Here is a 15,856-nt window from a genome sequence, read left to right on the forward strand (position 1 = left end):
GGCTGTTGACGGCGGTCGCACGCTCCGGCCCTCCTGCCCCAGCCGTCGAATCGGGTCAGGCGGTTGAATCGGTGACCTGAGCCAGCAGTTCGGTGTTCGCCTTCACGCCGTGTCCGAGGATCACGGCCTGCCCGGGCATCCGGCCGAGGAGTTCGAGCAGGGGCTCGGTGTCAGGGGTGCCGGAGGGGAGAAGGCCGAAGACGTCGGGGTAGCGGTCTTCGGTGCCGGCGGTGAAGAAGTCGCCGGCCCTCACGGTGCGGTCCTGGTCGAGAAGGGCAGGGCCGGCTCCGGGGAGGATCTTGGGGAAGAGGATGCGGGTGGCGTGTCCTTCGGTGGCCAGGGTCAGACCGAGCCAGGTCGCGAGCTGGTCGGGGAAGAACTGGGGCTTGAGTTCCTTGCCGGATTCCTTCCACAGGGGTGTGCGGCTGCCGGAGTGGAGGGCATCGGTGACTTTCCGGTGCTGGGTGGGGTGGAGCTGTTCGCCGTGCCGGACGCGGTCGCGGACCCGGTCGTACCAGCCGAGGGCGTCGAGGAGGCCGAGGCCGATGGCGGCGGCCGAGGGCCAGGGCAGAACCGGCAGCCGGTCGCCGTCGGGGCGGATGAAGACGCGGTCGTTGGCCAGCAGCTGCCAGCCGGAGCGGGCCAGCAGCAGGGCGGTGGTGGTCTTTCCGGCGCCTTTGTCGCCCAGCGTCAGTACGGTCCGCCCGTCGCGGACGACGGCGGAGGCGTGCAGGATCGACCAGCCGTCGGCCAGCAGCTGTCCGCGGACGACCTCACGGGCGAGCCGGGCGGCGGCCAGGGCGACGGGGATGTCCTCGCAGCCGTAGACGTGCAGGGGGCCGCCGGGCTCGGCCCGGTAGGCGAGCTCGTCCTCGGGCTGCGAGGCGAAGACGGTGCCGTCGCCGCCCCGGCCGAGGAGCATGGCCGAGTCGGCGTAGACGGTCTCTTCGCCGGAGTCCTCGGCCACGCGCTGGGCGATCTCGGTGACCTGGTCCGGGTTGACGTCGGCGATCACCTGCGGGCCGTCGTCGGCGGTGGTGGTGCCGGTGGCGTTCCACCAGGGGCCGAAGTAGCGAAGGGCCCAATCGGTGACCACCGTGCTGTTGCTGGTGACGGTCGTGGCCCGGGTGGCCGCGGCGATGCGGGTAGCGGTCCTGGTCACTGCGGTTTCTCCTGCCGTGAGGGACGTGCGGGGACGTGCAGGCGGGCCAGTGGCTGGTAGATGTCGGGGAGCTTGGCGTCCGCGGCGCCCAGCTGCCGGGCCTCGGCGGCATCGAGCCGGGGCAGGCACAGGCTCGGGGGCTCCGGCGGTGGAGCGCAACGGAATTCCCCTCCACCGGCCGCCCTCGTGGTTGACGGACAGCGCCACCACGCGGTCGTCCAGGCCCGGGCCGGCGCGGAGGGCAGCCGCGCTGTTCGCCGCCACCTCCCAGCTCGTGCACCCCGTCGGCTGGATGACCCAGCGGCCATGGCCATCGACTCCTGGGCGGCCCACTACTCACCCGGCCGGTGGGCCCACGAACGAGTTCGGCGGCTCGTAAACCGCGTGATGACGCGAACGTGTGACCCCTTGCCGGCCTGCCCCGAATGGGGCCAGGCCGGCAAGGGGTGTCCAGAGTTCCTTAACGGCGGTGGTCGCGGCGGAGACTGTGCATCGTGCTCGATCGGCAGACCCTGTTCCGTCCGTCCGGCCGCGGTCGCGGCCGTGCGCTCAGGGCGGTGAGGGTGGCGATGAGGCCGAGGGACACCGGCCCGAACGGCGGCAGGCCGGGGGCGATTCCGAGTGCCTTCGTGATGGTCCACGAGACTGCCAGGGCCGTTACGAGGACGGCGACGTAGGCGAGGAGGAACCGGCCCGCTTCTGTGCGTGCCCGCAGGGACCACACCACGGTCAGCGGGACCGTCCAGAACAGCACGCAGCTGAAGAGCCACATCGCGTACAGGGTCAGTTTCGGGTCGAGAGCGGTGTCGCTGTCCAGCAGGTCGGCCGGCCATGAATCGAAGGTGCCGCTGACGGTGTGGAAGACCGCCATGAAGGCGGAGAAGGCGAGCGCGATCCACAGCAGCACCAGCCGTCCGCGGCTGCGGCGGGGCCCGGCCTGTGGCGCCGGCCCGCCCGGGGGCCGGGCCGGGCGGGCGTGCCAGGCGAGGACCGCCACGAGAGCGTGCAGGGCCCACTCCGGCAGCGACAGGAGCCCGGACATGCCGTGGCCCCCCAGCCCGGTCGCCACGTACATCACCGCCTGTGAGCCGTTCAGCAGTGCGACGCAGCCGAGTGCTGGCCTGGCAACAGCGGCCGGCCGGTGCCGCAGGAGCACCAGGACGACCGGGTAGGTCCAGGCGATCGCCGACATGCCGTGCCACATCATCCGGAGCCCCTGCCGGGCCTCGGCGGCGGCGTCGCCGGCCATCAGCGCGTCAAGGGCCGGTGCGGCCTGCGCGAACGTGTGCAGCGCCGCGGTGACCGTCGCCACGGCAACGGCGGCCCACAGGGCCCACGGCCGTGCCATGACCGCCGCCGCGCTCGTGTCCGGCGTCATGATTTTCGTCGAGGTGCTCATGCCGTACCTCCCGCCATCGGGGAATCAGCCGTACTCACCAAGTGCCAAATCCATACAGCACTGTACGGAAGAAGATAGGATGATCCATACAGTGCTGTATAGATGGTGGAGAGGTGACCTGTCTCATGGCCGTGGCGCGTACCCCGCGCGGCAGTTGGATTGCCGCGGGTCTTCAGGCTCTGACCGCCGGCGGGGTGGAGGCGGTGCGGATCGAGTTGCTGGCCCAGGCGCTCGGCGTCACCCGGGGCGGCTTCTACTGGCACTTCGCCGACCGGCAGGCCCTGCTGGAGGAGATGCTCGACGCGTGGGAGGGGGACGCGACCACGGCGGTGATCGAGAAGGTCGAGGCCGCCGGCGGTGACGCGCGGACCAGGCTGCAGCGGCTGTTCACCGTCGCTGCTTCCGGCGACGGCCTGCTCACCGACATCTTCACCGACTTCGCGGTACGCGACTGGTCGCGGCGCGATCCGGCCGTGGCGGAACGGCTGCGGCGCGTCGACAACCGGCGGATGGACTACATGCGCGAGCTGTTCGGCGAATTCTGCACCGATCCCGACGACGTCGAGGTCCGCTGCACGCTGTGCTTCACGGTGTGGATCGGCAACCGCCTCCTGGACGTCGACCACGGCGAGCGCAGCCCGGCCGAGGTCATGGAGCTCATCCAGCGCCGGCTGCTGCAGTAGGGCAGCACGCCGGGCCTGCTACGTGCCCCGCTCGGCCGGCTCGCTCGGTCCGGCGGGCGGGGGCGGCTCGCCGGGCTCGACCGGCGCGGTGGTGCGCTCCTCGATCGCCCGCCGCTGCTCCGGCGTCACCGGGATCTCCACGCGGTCGCGGTAGTACCACGAGCTCAGGGCCAGCCGCAGCCGCTGCCTGCGGGGCAGCTCCCCCGCGGGGGCCGCGAGCGGCCGCGGGACCTCACGCACCATCAGGCGGTAGCCGTGGGCGGCGGACAGCGGCACGTGGCCCTCGCCGAGCCCGCCCTGGACGTCCTGCTCGACGTTCCCGCTCTCCTGGCCCTCGGCCAGCAGCGTGCGGTCGTGGGCCTGCAGGGCCAGGCAGATCCGCCTGGTGGCCCAGAAGGCCAGCACCGGACCGGCGACCACCGCGATGCGGAAGATCCAGGTCAGGGTGTTGACGGAGACCCGGAAGGAGAACGCGATCACGTCGTTCCCGCCTGCGGCCAGCAGCACGGCGTAGAAGACGATGCCGGCCACTCCCAGGGCGGTCCGGGCGGGCTGGTTGCGGGGGCGGTCGCTCAGGTGGTGCTCGGTGCGGTCGCCCGCCACCCACTTCTCGATGAAGGGGTACAGGTAGAGGCCCGTGAACAGCACGCCCGGCAGGATGACCGCAGGGATGAGCACGTTCCACATGAAGGTGTGCCCCCACAGCACGTTCTCCCAGGGGGGCATGACGCGCAGCGCCCCCTCCAGGAACCCCACGTACCAGTCGGGCTGGGCGTCCGTCGCCACCTGGTCGGCGCGGTAGGGGCCGTAGGCCCACACGGGGTTGACCTGCGCGAGCGCGCCGAGCGCGGTCAGCAGGCCGAACAGCATCAGGAACAGCCCCGAGGACTTGGTGGCGAACTGCGGGAACATGGGCGTCCCGACCGCGTTGCGGTTGGTCCGGCCGCGCTCCGCCCAGTGGGTGTGCTTGAGGTAGACCACCAGGAGCAGGTGCACGGTGATCAGGGCGATGAGCACGCCGGGCACGAAGAGCACGTGCACGACGTACAGCCGGGGCATGATCACGTGCCCCGGGAACGGCCCGCGCCAGATGAACGAGCTCAGGTACGTGCCCACGACGGGGATCGACAGCACGATCGTGTGGGCCGTCCGCAGCCCGGTCCCGGACAGCAGGTCGTCGGGCAGCGAGTAGCCGGCGAACCCTTCGAGGAGCGCGAGGACGAACAGCGTCAGCCCCACGATCCAGTTGACCTCCCGGGGCCTGCGGAAGGCGCCCGTGAAGAACACGCGCAGCATGTGCACGGAGATCGCGGCCACGAAGATCAGCGCGGCCCAGTGGTGGACCTGCCGCATCAGCAGCCCGCCGCGCACCTCGAAGCTCAGGTCGAGCGTCGAGAGGTAGGCCTGCGACATCCGCAGCCCCCGCAGCGGCTCGTAGGGCCCGGCGTACACGCTCTGCGTCATGCCCGGATCGAAGAAGAGCGTGAGGTAGGAGCCGGTGAGCACGAGGACGACGAAGCTGTAGAGGGCCAGTTCCCCCAGCAGGTACGACCAGTGGTCGGGGAACGCCTTGCGCAGCAGGGCCTTGGCCGCCTCGGCGGCCGGCAGCCGCCGGTCCAGCGCCACGAAGCCGGTCAGGGCCGCCTCCCGGACCTTCTCTTTCACCCGTCACGCTCCCTGTCGGCTCCGGCACCCGCTTCCGTGCGCGGGACCGCGGCTGATGGGTAACCGGCGCGCCCGGAGCTCAACCGCATGATCGCCGGGTGTCACCCGGAGCGCGCGGGGAGAGGGAGGGTTCCGTGGGGGCCGCTACGCGGCGTTCTCGCGGGTCAGAGCCTTCTTGCGTCCGGTGTCCAGCACGGCCAGCGCGCCGAATGCGAGGAGCGCCGCCGCGGTCGCCACGACGTAGCACCAGGGCGAGGGGAGGTAGTTCGCCGCTCGCAGGACCGTGCCCTCGTCGTTGCTGACGAGCCGGTGGACGACCGACAGCGGGCCCTCGTGGACACCCACGACGAGCACCACGATGGACAGGAGCCTGTACCAGCCCTCGTTCATTCCGCCTCCTGTGGCCGGAGTTCCTTTTCGTTGATACGACTGTATCAACGAAAAGAGGGAGAATGTCGGGTTTCGTCACGCATTTTGGCGAGCGGTAGACTGTATTCGTGCGTGACGAAATTCGGGATCGGTGCCGCGTCTGCGCCGCGCCGCTCGCCGTGGCGGCCCGGGGCCGCCCGCCCCTCTACTGCTCGCGGAGCTGCCAGGCCAGGGCGTACCGGCGGCGGGCCGGTGAGCGCGGCGGCCGGGAGGCGGCGGTGACCCCGGCCGGGGAGCCCGCCGCCGGCGGCGCGGGCGAGGGACGGCGGCGTCAGATCGCCGAGGCCGTCTGGCGGATCGCGGCGCAGCGGGGCCTGGAGGCGGCCAGCATGCGCGAGGTCGCGGCCGAGGCGGGGGTCTCGCTGCGCGTCGTCCAGTACCACTTCGGGAGCAAGCACGGCCTCCTCGTCTCGGCGCTGCACCTGCTGCACGAGGAGAACGACCGGCGGGCCCGGGCGCGCATGGCCGTGCTGCCCGATCCGGCGGACCTGCGGGCGGTGCTGGGAGCCGTCCTGAACGAGTTCCTGCCCCTGGACGAGCAGCGCCGCAGCGCCTTGCGCGTCTTCGTCGCGTACTACGTGCGCAGCCTCACCGACCCGGCACTGGCCGAGGTCTTCCTGCACGCCTCCCAGCCCGTCGAGCAGCTCGTCGCCGGTCTGATCGCGCAGGCGGGGGCGGCGCCCGGCACCGACCCGGGGCGGGAGGCGGACCTGCTGGTTTCGGGCGTGACGGGGCTGGGCATGGACGTGCTCCACGGCCGGCGCACCCTCGCCGACGTCCGGACGACGCTGGACTACCACCTCGACCGGATCCTGCCCGCGCGCTGACCCCGCGGCAGGAGGGGGCGGACGCCGGGTCGTCCGGCGCCGCCCCCTCCCGTCAGGTGACCGTCAGGAGGCCTGGCCGGGGATCTCGGCCCGGACCGTGCGGGCCGCCGCGACCAGGTTCTCCAGGGAGGCCCGGACCTCGGTCCAGCCACGGGTCTTCAGACCGCAGTCGGGGTTGACCCACAGGCGCTCGCCGGGGATCGCCTCCAGGCCCTTGCGCAGCAGCGCCGCCGCCTCGTCCGCCCCCGGGATGCGCGGCGAGTGGATGTCGTAGACGCCCGGGCCGACCTCGCGCGGGTAGCCGGCGACGGCCAGCTCCGCGGCGACCTGCATGTGCGAGCGGGCGGCCTCCAGGCTGATGACGTCGGCGTCGAGGTCGTCGATGGCCTGGAGGACGTCGCCGAACTCCGCGTAGCACATGTGCGTGTGGATCTGGGTGTCCGGCCGGACGCCGCTGGTGGACAGGCGGAACGACTCGGTCGCCCACGCCAGGTACCCGGCGTGGCCGGCCGCGCGCAGGGGCAGCGTCTCGCGCAGGGCGGGCTCGTCCACCTGGATCACCGACGTCCCGGCGGCCTCCAGGTCGTTCACCTCGTCGCGCAGGGCGAGGGCCACCTGGCGGGCGGTCTCGCCGAGCGGCTGGTCGTCGCGGACGAACGACCAGGCGAGCATGGTGACCGGGCCGGTCAGCATGCCCTTGACCGGGCGGCTCGCCACCGACTGGGCGAAGCGGGTCCAGCGCACGGTCATCGGCTCGGGGCGGGAGATGTCGCCGGCGAGGATCGGCGGGCGGACGTAGCGCGTGCCGTACGACTGGACCCAGCCGTGCTGCGTGGCCAGATAGCCCGTCAGCTGCTCGGCGAAGTACTGCACCATGTCGTTGCGCTCGGGCTCGCCGTGCACCAGGACGTCGATGCCGGCCTTCTCCTGGAAGGAGATGACCTCGCGGATCTCGGCCTCGATGCGCCGCTCGTACGCGGCCTCGTCGATCCGCCCGGCGCGCAGGTCGGCGCGGGCGGTGCGCAGCTCCGTCGTCTGCGGGAAGGAGCCGATGGTGGTGGTCGGCAGCAGCGGCAGGCCGAGGTGGGCCCGCTGCGCGGCCGCCCGCTGGGCGTACGGCTGCGAGCGGCGGCCGTCGGCGTCGGTGACGGCCGCGGCGCGGGCGCGCACGGCCGGGTCGCGGGTGATGGCCGAGCCGGCGCGGGAGGCCAGGTCGGCGCGGTTGGCGGCCAGTTCGGCCGCGATGGTGTCGGTGCCCTGCGCCAGGCCGCGGGCCAGGGTGACGACCTCGGCGGTCTTCTGGCGGGCGAAGGCCAGCCAGCGGACGATCTGCGGGTCGATGTCCCGCTCGGCCGCGGCGTCCAGCGGGACGTGCAGCAGGGAGCAGGAGGAGGAGACGTCGACGCGGCCGGCGAGGCCGAGGAGGGTGCCGAGCGTGGACAGGGACTTCTCGAAGTCGTTGATCCACACGTTGCGGCCGTTGACGACGCCGGCCAGGAGGCGCTTGCCGGGCAGTCCGCCGACGGCCGCGAGGTCGTCGAGGTTGGCGGCGGCGGGCCCGGTGAAGTCCAGGGCGAGGCCCTCGACGGGGGCCTTGGCGAGGACGGGCAGGGCCTCGCCGAGCCGGTCGAAGTAGGAGGCGACGAGCAGCTGGGGCCGGTCGGTCAGGCCGCCCAGGTCGCGGTAGGCGCGGCCGGCGGCGTTCAGCTCGGCGGGGGTGCGGTCCTGGACCAGGGCGGGCTCGTCGAGCTGCACCCAGGCGGCCCCGGCGGCCCGCAGGTCGGCGAGCACCTCGGCGTACACCGGCAGCAGCCGGTCGAGGAGGGTGAGCGGTTCGAAGTCGGCGGCGACGCCGGGTGCGGCCTTGGCCAGCAGTAGGTAGGTGACGGGCCCGACGAGGACCGGACGGGGGGTCAGGCCGAGGGCGAGGGCCTCCTTCAGCTCGGCGACCTGCTTGGTGGAGTCCGCGGCGAAGGCCGTGTCGGGGCCGAGCTCGGGGACCAGGTAGTGGTAGTTGGTGTCGAACCACTTGGTCATCTCCAGCGGCGCCACGTCCTGGGTGCCGCGGGCCATGGCGAAGTAGCCGTCGAGGGAGTCGGCTTCGACGGCCGCGCGGTGCCGCGCGGGGATCGCGCCGACCATGACGCTGGTGTCCAGGACGTGGTCGTAGAGCGAGAAGTCGCCCGTGGGCACCTCGTGAACGCCGGCGCCGGCCAGCTGCTGCCAGTTGGTGCGGCGCAGTGCGGCGGCCGTGTCCCGGAGGTCGCCGGCGGTGACGCGGTCCTTCCAGTACCCCTCGATCGCCTTCTTCAGTTCACGGTTGCGGCCCTGACGGGGGTAGCCGTACACGGTGGCCTGGGCTGCCGCGGCTGCGGACTTGCTGGTCACGGAACTCTCCTTCGCGAGCGTGCGTGCGTCCATGACCCCGGGGACGGGCGGAAGGCGCGAAGGAACGACGGAACCGGGCGGTGCTGCCGGAGTGCGGTCGCGTATGCGCCGCCGTCCGTGCCCGCCTGATGTGTGCGCCGACCCGCCCTCGAGGTCACCGGGATCTCCGTGCGCTCGGCAGCGCACGGGCAGTCGGCAGGTCTTCGGACTCGCGGGCACGCCACATGGCACCTACTGGCCGTCGCTTCCCGGATCCGTACGGATCCAGTGCGTATGACGGCGGTCGTTCCCGCTCACCGCTGCGGGGCAGTCCCGGATTCCCACCGGGTTCCCTCTTGCGACGCGCCTGCCTGGCGAGCAGGGCGAACCGGCTGCACCGTCACCATATGGTGCCGGGCGGGCCCACGGACAGACCTGTTCGGATACCGGACTGTGGTGTGGGACACGCGACGCACGAACGGACGTTCCTCAGGAGGCCGTTCGCGTGGCCAGGCGCAGGCGCAGCTCCATCTCGTGCTCGCCGGACACGTGCCCCCGGTGCTCGACGGCGAAGGCCCGTTCGAGCTCCTCCTTGACCTGGCGGACGGGGTCCGCCGCGCCGAAGAGGTCGGCGGTCACCGCGCCCGACAGGGGCGTCCCCTCCGGCTGCACCGCGTCGCCGCCGGTGCGCGTCCGGGTGTCGACGCTCATGCACCAGATCATGGGCCCGGCGCCCGGGGCGCCGGGCCCGGTCTCGCCGCGCGGCGGCCCGGCCTCGGGGAAGACGGCCTCGAGGACGCCGAAGACGGCGCCCGCGTCCTGGTGGCCGCAGTCCGTCAGATGCACGCTGACGTGGTCCGCACTCTCCCGGGCATCCGTCACTGCTCCTCCTTCGCCGTCCTGGCCGTGGCCGGGCTCCGCCGCCGAGCGGGAGGCCCTGCCTCGACCGTACGGCGCGCCCGGGTGCTCTGGCGCGGGCTGTGCGACCATCCGGGCCAGGTACCCGGCCCCCGCACGAAGATGCAGGGTCCGATTCAACGGCCTCACCCGAACGGTGGAATGCGCCGAAAGTAATTGACTGATTACGCTTAGTGCATGAACCTGTGGAGTCCTGAGCCGCTGCCGTGGCGGCCCGCCGTGCGGGCCACGGTCGCCGTGCTGGTCTCCGTCCTCCTGCTGTTCTCCGGCGGGAGCGGCACCGTCTACGCCCTGGGCCCCGGCCCGGAGGAGAGCTCCGTCTCCGTGGAGTTCGCCGCCACCGACGACTGCGTCGCGGACCCCCGTTCGCCCCGCTCCTCGGTCTCGCCCTCCAGGCGCTCCTGCCTCCCGCCCTTCCGGGCGTCCGTCTCGCGGGCCGCCCCGGCCTGCCCGCTGCCGGCCCCGGCCGCCCCCGAGGCCCCCGCGGCTTCCGCCGGCCCCGCGCGCCACGACGTCCTGCGCTGCTGAGAAGGACCGCGCCCGCCCCCGGCCGTCCCGGGCGGACGCACATGCGGAACTCCCTTCACACCGGCAGGCACGAGAGCAGAGAGACGTCATGCCCCTCGATCCCGCGCGTGTCCTGAGTGCGTATCTGCGTGCCCAGGTCTACCGCGCCCACGGTCCAGACCCCAAGCCCGCCTCGACCGACGGTGAGCACCCTCCGGGCACCACGAGCCCTTCGCGCGGTGCGGACCCCGCCGCCCTGGCCGAGGAGAAGCCTCCTGCCGGCCCCGGCGCGAGCATCCCCGTCGCGGAAGCCGAACCGGCCGCCCCCCGCGGCGCGCCACCGACCCGGCCCGGCCTCTTCGCCCGTCTGCTGCTGTACGTGCGGCAGGAATAGCAGGGCCCGCCCGGCGGGCCGCCCGCTCCCGGCACCGGGAGCGGGCGGCCGCGCTTCCGCCTGCCGGCGCCTGCCCGTTCCCCTTTCAGGTGAAGGGGCGGTCCCGGCCCGTCGGTGGCCTCCCGGCGGCGGGAAAGGGATGCCCGTCGACGCTGACGAGGGAGAACCCATGCCGACCGACGATGTCGCGCGATTCCTGGAGGCCCTGAGCCCGGCCCACCGCGAGGAGGTCCGGCACCAGCCGCGCGAGCAGCAGGAGAAGCTGGCGGCCGCCTGGGAGAAGGAGCTGCGGGAGGACACCGACCTCGACACGCTGAGCGAGCTGTCGCCGGCCGCCGCCGAGAGCGAGGCGGCCCGGCGGGTCGTCGAAGGACGTTCCTAGGTACGGGGGGCTCGGGGGCACGGCCCCTGAGCCCCCCGTGGCCCCCTATTCCGTGGCCGTCACCCGGGCCAGCGCCTCGTCGCGTACGTCCGGGTGGGGGTGCCGGCGCAGGGACCGCAGTTGCTCGCGCCAGGGGGCGGACCAGCCGGTGCGGCGGCCCCCGAGCACGGTGAGCGCAAGCGCGAACAGCCCGGTGGCCAGGCCCCCGTCGTCCGCGAGGGAGCGGGCCGCGTGGGCGAGCGCCTCGTCGCTGCCGTCGCGGCTGCCGAACCTCCCGGCGAGGGAACCGGCCGTCCGCGCCGCGAGCACGGGCCGGCCCTCGTGCAGCCGGGCGAGGCGCTCCAGCTGCGCCGTCAGGGCGTCCGGTGAGGCGGCCGGGTCGAGGACCCGGAGCATCAGCTCGACCGCCTCGGGGACGTGGTCCCCCGAGTCCGCGAGGAGTTCGGCCACCACGGGCGCCGCTTCCCCGAGAGCCCGGGTGTGCCACCGGCTCCTGCCGGTCAGGCCGGTGACCAGGCGCCGGATGCGCGCGCGGGCGGGCCGGTCGCGGCCGGGCTCCGCGTCGGGCGCGTCCGGCAGGGCGTCGGTGTCCACCAGAGCCGTGAACGCCCGCACGAGCGGGGCGAGGTCCGGTGATCCGGACGGCGCCAGCACCACGACGTCGCACAGCGCCTCGGCGGCGTGGCTCCAGCTCGTCCGGTTCTCCAGGTCGGTGACGGCCGCCACCAGGACGTCCGCTGCTCCGGGCGCCCAGGGCGACCACCGGCCGAGCGCCGCGTACGCCTGGCGCGCGACCTCGGGGTCGTCGGTGTCGCACACGGCCCGGACCAGCGTCGCGTAGCGGCGCCGGTGCCGCGCGGGCAGCCTGCGGGGCACGGTCGAGAGCACGGCCGTGCGCAGCTCGCTCCGCCCGGTCGCCGCGGTCTCCAGCAGTCCCCAGGCCTCCTCGTACGCGAGCAGGTCCGTCGTGAATGCCACGCAGGTTGCCTGCACGTCGTGGTGCTGGCCCGGGAGCGTGCACGCCTCGGCGAGGAGGGCCACCGCCCCGGGCGCGGGCAGCGCCGTGGCGGCGAGCCGTGCGGCCTCCTTCCGGCTGGTCACCTTCACCCCGGTGGGCGCGGTCAGCAGCCCGCGCAGCATTCCGGCCAGGGCGGACGGCGCGACGAACCGGGCCGCCCGGGACGCCGCCGCGACCGCGACCCGGGCCCGGTCCCCGCCGGCGTGCGAGAGCAGGAGTCCCACGTGCCTCCCCGGGGCGTCCGTCCACGCGAGGGCGGCCAGGGCGGCTTCGGCGAGCGGCACGCTGCTGTCGTCGGCCCAACGCAGCAGCAGCTCGGTGCCGTACTCCGGGATGCACGCTGCCAGCCGGAGCGCGTGCACGCGCTGGTGCGTCGTGAGCGTCTCGTCCTCGACCGCACGTTCCAGCAGCCGTGCGGCGGCGGCCTGCTGACGCGGCAGCCAGTACGCGGTCTCCCGGCGGACCGGCGGCAGCCAGTGGCTGTCCTTGGTGAGGAAGCGCCCGTAGGGAGGGGTGGTGCCGCCGAGGAGGGTGTCCAGCAGGTCCGTGCGGCGGCGCACCAGCACCGCCGCCACGGCGGGGAGCGTGACGGCCGACGGGTCCAGCGCGAGGAGCTCGGCGACCCGGGCCTCGCGCGTCCGCGGGTCGCCGAGCCAGTACGAGGCGGCGCCGCGGGCGTCGCCGGGGGCGCCGTGCTCGACCGCCCGCCGCAGCAGGGCCTGCAGCCCCGGTACCCCGTGGGCGCGCTCGCCGAGCGAGCCCGCCAGTTCGAGCGTCCCGGCGAAGTCCGCCCGGTCGGCGGCTGCTTCGAGCGACGGGCGGCGGGCCTCGAAGATCCGGTGCTCCTGCCCGGGCCGCAGGTGCCCGGGGGTGCGGGCGGATCCGGGCAGCTGCGCCAGGGTGCGCAGCGACCAGGCGGCCGGCTCGCTCTCCTCGCCGCCCTCCCCGGCGTCGCCGTGCTCGCGCAGCAGCGCGTCGGCCAGGGAGCGCAGGGCGGTCTTCTCGGACCGCGAGAAGTCCCGTGCCTCGATCGCGTACGTGGCGAGGCGGTCCAGGTGGGGAGCGGCCTCGCGGGCGAACAGCGAGGGGTGGACGGCGGCGAGCGCGGTCAGGGCGGCGGACCGCACCGGCTCCTGGTCGTTGCGCAGCCGGCCCAGGCCGGCGAGGAGTTCCGTGACGACGGCGGGGTCGCGGGCGAGGGCGGCGTTGCGCACCAGCAGCCCGTACGCGTACGCCCGGTCCTCGGCCACCGGGCGGCGGGTGGCGGCCAGCAACTCCTCGCGGACCTCCGCCACCGGCAGGTACGACAGCGCCGACAGGACCGTCCGCCAGTCCGCCCCGCGCTCGCGGGCCTGCGCGGCCATGCGCCGTGCCTCGGCCTCCCGCCGTGCCCGCGGCAGCACTTCCAGGATCCTGTCCGGCAGCACGGCACGGCCGGTGTCCCGCCCGCGCATCGCGGCGTCGTAGCACTCGGCGCGCTGCGACGGCGGCATCAGACGCAGCAGGCCCGCGAGCGCGGGCTCGTGGCGGGCCAGCGCCCGGGCCAGGTCGTCGAAGCCCGGCGGCCGGTGGTGGACGAGCGTACGCAGCACGGGCCTGCCCAGGCCGGAGAGGTCCGCGTCCTCGCGCTCGGGCGCCACGAGGAGCCGGAGCGTGCCGGCCGGATCGGCGGCCGCCAGCCGGCCCAGCCGGCGGTGCACCTGCCCGGGCAGCCTCCCGTGGCACAGGCGCTGCAGCAGGTCGAGCACCCGCAGCGGCTCGACGTCCACGGTGGCCGCCACGACGGACCCGTACGACAGCCACCACCGGCGCCGGTGGTCCTCCGGCAGCGCGGTGAGCCGGCGTTCCGCCTCGTCGAGGATCGCGGTCGCGTGGCGGCGGGCGAGCCTTGCCCAGGGGACGGTGGTGTGGAAGAGGACGGGGAGCAGCTCCGCGACGGTCCCGGGCCCGCAGACCGGCAGGAGCTTCGCCGCCTCGGCGTCGCCCCAGCGCTCGCGGACCGGCCGGACGAGGGCCTCCGCGAGCGCGGTGCGCCGTCCGGCGACGACCGCGCGGACGAGTTGGCGGCGGGTCGCCACCGGGACGTCGTCCAGCGCCGCCGCCACCTCGGCGTCGGGTATGAGGCCCCGGCGCACGGCCGCGACGGCGTGGACCCGCACCGCCGGGTCGGGATCGGTCAGCCGCGTCCGCAGCCAGGCGACGTCACGGCCGACGCTCGCAGCCAGCCCGGCGACACCCAGCTCGTAGCGCCCGCGCCCGGACAGTTCGGCCACCACCGCGCCCAGCTCCCCGCGGGCGCCCAGCTCCCGGGCCCACCGCGCGACGTGGCGCACGCGCCGCGGGAAGGGGAGGGGGTCGAGAGCGGCGAGGAGTTCGTCGGCACGTGCGGGGGCGGAGGTTTCGGTCACCGGGCGATTCTCGCGGAGGGTCCTGCTCCGTCAGGCGCCGGGGCACCGCTTCCGGGTGAGGTGGTGGACGAGGCGGGCGTCGCTGTCGCGCTTCCTGGGCGCGGTTGGGCTGCCCTGCAGGTACAGGTAATTGCTGACGGTCACCTCGACGAGCACCTCGACGAGTGCCTTGCCGGGCGGTGGATCCTCCGCTGTGGCGGCCGCCCGAGGGTGAACGCCGAGGCTGCGAAGGCAACTGTCGGCGTAAAGCTCAACTCAGGTCATTCTCACGGCAGTTTCACGCCCTCCGCCGCAGCCGGTGGTGGCTGATTTGCAGTGGGGACTTGTGGGACCGGCGTCGCCTAGCGTGTGGTGGGCGCTGCGGCCCGCTCTTCGGGGAGGAGCTCGGATGGGAACGGCGAGAGGCGGATCCGGCGCGTACGAGTGCGCGTACGACCGTGACAGGCTGCGGCGGTACCTCTCGGGAGAGGCGGTGGGGGAGGGAATCTCCCGCCGGGGCGTGCTGCGCCTCCTGGGAGCGGTGGGCGCTTCCGGGGCGGTGGCTTCGCTCCCGGGAACGGCCGTCGCCGGGCCCGCGGCGGCCGCGGAGGCGCCGGGCGCTCCGGGGATCGTCAAGCCGTTGCCCGCCGGACTGCTGACGGTCCGGGGCACGAACGCGGAGACGAACTGGGCGGCGCTGCGGGGCACGGGCTACCACACCCCGGTCGACCGGTTCTTCGTCCGCAACCACACGGCGACGCCCCTCCTGGACCCCGCGCGGTGGCGCCTGACGGTGTGGGGCAGCGGACTGCGGGGCCGCGCGGTGGAGTTCTCGTACGCGGACCTGCGCGCGCTGCCCGCCGTGACCTCCAGCGTGTGCCTGGAGTGCGCGGGCAACGGCCGGAGCTACTTCACCACCCAGCAGGGCGACCCGGTCAGCGGTACCCCGTGGACGATGGGCGCCGTCGGAGCGGCACGCTGGCGGGGCGCGCGGCTGTCGGACGTCCTGCGCCTGGCGGGGCTCTCGCCGCGGGCGGTGGACGTGATGCCGCGCGGTCTGGACGCGGCGTTCGTCACCGAAGGGACCGACCACGGGCGGGTGCGCCGGCCGATGCCGGTGGAGAAGGCCCTGGGCGACGTCCTGCTGGCGTACGAGATGAACGGCCGCCCGCTCGTCCCCGACCACGGCAGTCCGGTACGTCTGGTGGTGCCCTCCTGGGCGGGCATCGCGTCCGTGAAATGGGTCGGGGACATCGAGGTGTCCGACCGCCCCCTGTTCTCGCCGTGGAACACCGTCTTCTACCGGCTCTTCGGCCCCGCGCACCCGGCCGGGGGCAGCGCTCCGGTGACCCGCCAGCCGGTCCGCAGCGCCTTCGAGCTGGCGCCCGGCGCGGTGTTCGCCGCGGGCCGCGGGCACCGGCTGACGGGCCGGTCGTGGTCGGGGCAGGGAGGGATACGCCGGGTGGAGGTGAGTACGGACGGCGGCGGTGCTTGGCGGCCGGCCCGGCTGCACGACGCCCCGCGCGCGGGGGGCTGGGTGCGCTGGAGCACGCCCTGGCACCCGCGCGGCACCGGCCCCGCCCACCTGCTGGCCCGGGCCACGGACACCGCGGGCAACACCCAGCCCGCCCGCTCGGTCCCGAACGAGCAGGGCTACTTCTTCGACGCCGTGGTCCGCCACGCCGTCGAGGTCGTCTGACCCGGCCGCAGGCGGCCTC

13 protein-coding genes and 1 riboswitch are annotated in these 15,856 nt (G+C 74.3%); of the genes, 6 read left to right on the forward strand and 7 right to left on the reverse strand.

The features are described from left to right. Positions 1 to 55: 55 nt before the first annotated feature. On the reverse strand, positions 56 to 1,162 hold the full coding sequence (locus ACFPP6_RS00930; RefSeq protein ID WP_382035813.1) for a phosphoenolpyruvate carboxykinase (ATP): 1,107 nt from the start codon (positions 1,160 to 1,162) through the stop codon (positions 56 to 58). A gap of 460 nt (positions 1,163 to 1,622) precedes the next feature. Then, positions 1,623 to 2,561, reverse strand: coding sequence for a hypothetical protein (locus tag ACFPP6_RS00935; RefSeq protein WP_382035816.1), 939 nt, complete (start codon positions 2,559 to 2,561; stop codon positions 1,623 to 1,625). Between the two features lie 125 nt (positions 2,562 to 2,686). On the opposite strand from ACFPP6_RS00935, the gene ACFPP6_RS00940 reads away from it, so the two are divergent. Then, complete coding sequence (locus ACFPP6_RS00940) at positions 2,687 to 3,244, forward strand: TetR/AcrR family transcriptional regulator (RefSeq protein ID WP_382035819.1); 558 nt, start codon at positions 2,687 to 2,689, stop codon at positions 3,242 to 3,244. A gap of 18 nt (positions 3,245 to 3,262) precedes the next feature. On the opposite strand, the gene qcrB is transcribed toward ACFPP6_RS00940, so the two are convergent. Further along, positions 3,263 to 4,909 carry a cytochrome bc1 complex cytochrome b subunit gene (gene qcrB, locus ACFPP6_RS00945; RefSeq protein ID WP_382035822.1) on the reverse strand — a complete coding sequence of 549 codons (1,647 nt, stop codon included), beginning with the start codon at positions 4,907 to 4,909 and terminating at the stop codon, positions 3,263 to 3,265. Positions 4,910 to 5,053: 144 nt separating this feature from the next. Beyond that, positions 5,054 to 5,299 carry a hypothetical protein gene (locus tag ACFPP6_RS00950; RefSeq protein WP_382035824.1) on the reverse strand — a complete coding sequence of 82 codons (246 nt, stop codon included), beginning with the start codon at positions 5,297 to 5,299 and terminating at the stop codon, positions 5,054 to 5,056. Between the two features lie 107 nt (positions 5,300 to 5,406). Between ACFPP6_RS00950 and ACFPP6_RS00955 the strand changes: the two genes are divergently transcribed. Further along, positions 5,407 to 6,165: a TetR/AcrR family transcriptional regulator gene (locus tag ACFPP6_RS00955; RefSeq protein WP_382035827.1), complete on the forward strand. Its 759-nt coding sequence runs from the start codon at positions 5,407 to 5,409 to the stop codon at positions 6,163 to 6,165. 63 nt (positions 6,166 to 6,228) lie between these two features. Here the strand turns inward: ACFPP6_RS00955 and metE are convergent, their stop codons facing one another. Further along, positions 6,229 to 8,553 (reverse strand): 5-methyltetrahydropteroyltriglutamate--homocysteine S-methyltransferase, encoded by a 2,325-nt coding sequence (metE, locus tag ACFPP6_RS00960; RefSeq protein ID WP_382035829.1) that lies wholly within the window; start codon positions 8,551 to 8,553, stop codon positions 6,229 to 6,231. Between the two features lie 177 nt (positions 8,554 to 8,730). Continuing rightward, a riboswitch (cobalamin riboswitch) is annotated at positions 8,731 to 8,941 on the reverse strand. 80 nt (positions 8,942 to 9,021) lie between these two features. Beyond that, a complete protein-coding gene (locus ACFPP6_RS00965; protein WP_382035830.1) occupies positions 9,022 to 9,414 on the reverse strand; it encodes a hypothetical protein in 393 nt (130 codons plus the stop codon). A 213-nt stretch (positions 9,415 to 9,627) separates the two neighbouring features. Here ACFPP6_RS00965 and ACFPP6_RS00970 point away from each other — a divergent pair, with 213 nt between their 5' ends. The 3 genes from ACFPP6_RS00970 to ACFPP6_RS00980 all read left to right on the forward strand — a co-directional run bounded on the left by ACFPP6_RS00970 (position 9,628) and on the right by ACFPP6_RS00980 (position 10,733). Beyond that, positions 9,628 to 9,978 carry a hypothetical protein gene (locus tag ACFPP6_RS00970; protein WP_382035832.1) on the forward strand — a complete coding sequence of 117 codons (351 nt, stop codon included), beginning with the start codon at positions 9,628 to 9,630 and terminating at the stop codon, positions 9,976 to 9,978. Between the two features lie 88 nt (positions 9,979 to 10,066). Continuing rightward, positions 10,067 to 10,351: a hypothetical protein gene (locus tag ACFPP6_RS00975; RefSeq protein ID WP_382035834.1), complete on the forward strand. Its 285-nt coding sequence runs from the start codon at positions 10,067 to 10,069 to the stop codon at positions 10,349 to 10,351. Between the two features lie 169 nt (positions 10,352 to 10,520). Next, entirely contained in the window at positions 10,521 to 10,733 is a 213-nt protein-coding gene (locus tag ACFPP6_RS00980; RefSeq protein WP_382035835.1) for a hypothetical protein, read from the forward strand. Positions 10,734 to 10,778: 45 nt separating this feature from the next. Here ACFPP6_RS00980 and ACFPP6_RS00985 read toward each other — a convergent pair whose 3' ends face one another. Next, the gene (locus ACFPP6_RS00985) at positions 10,779 to 14,159 is read right to left on the reverse strand and encodes a hypothetical protein (RefSeq protein ID WP_382035837.1); all 3,381 of its coding nucleotides are present in this window, start codon (positions 14,157 to 14,159) and stop codon (positions 10,779 to 10,781) included. A gap of 388 nt (positions 14,160 to 14,547) precedes the next feature. Between ACFPP6_RS00985 and ACFPP6_RS00990 the strand changes: the two genes are divergently transcribed. Beyond that, the gene (locus ACFPP6_RS00990) at positions 14,548 to 15,837 is read left to right on the forward strand and encodes a sulfite oxidase (RefSeq protein WP_382035839.1); all 1,290 of its coding nucleotides are present in this window, start codon (positions 14,548 to 14,550) and stop codon (positions 15,835 to 15,837) included. Positions 15,838 to 15,856: the final 19 nt, after the last annotated feature.

It is taken from the genome of Streptomyces aureoversilis (genome assembly GCF_042657885.1).
GTDB lineage: Bacteria > Actinomycetota > Actinomycetes > Streptomycetales > Streptomycetaceae > Streptomyces > Streptomyces aureoversilis.

What these genes read in the sequence shown, in the direction of transcription:
- ACFPP6_RS00935 (WP_382035816.1), bottom strand. Translation starts at nt 2,561, where the DNA reads ATGAGCACCTCGACGAAAATCATGACGCCGGACACGAGCGCGGCGGCG.
- ACFPP6_RS00940 (WP_382035819.1), top strand. Translation starts at nt 2,687, where the DNA reads ATGGCCGTGGCGCGTACCCCGCGCGGCAGTTGGATTGCCGCGGGTCTT.
- ACFPP6_RS00950 (WP_382035824.1), bottom strand. Translation starts at nt 5,299, where the DNA reads ATGAACGAGGGCTGGTACAGGCTCCTGTCCATCGTGGTGCTCGTCGTG.
- ACFPP6_RS00970 (WP_382035832.1), top strand. Translation starts at nt 9,628, where the DNA reads ATGAACCTGTGGAGTCCTGAGCCGCTGCCGTGGCGGCCCGCCGTGCGG.
- ACFPP6_RS00975 (WP_382035834.1), top strand. Translation starts at nt 10,067, where the DNA reads ATGCCCCTCGATCCCGCGCGTGTCCTGAGTGCGTATCTGCGTGCCCAG.
- ACFPP6_RS00980 (WP_382035835.1), top strand. Translation starts at nt 10,521, where the DNA reads ATGCCGACCGACGATGTCGCGCGATTCCTGGAGGCCCTGAGCCCGGCC.
- ACFPP6_RS00990 (WP_382035839.1), top strand. Translation starts at nt 14,548, where the DNA reads ATGGGAACGGCGAGAGGCGGATCCGGCGCGTACGAGTGCGCGTACGAC.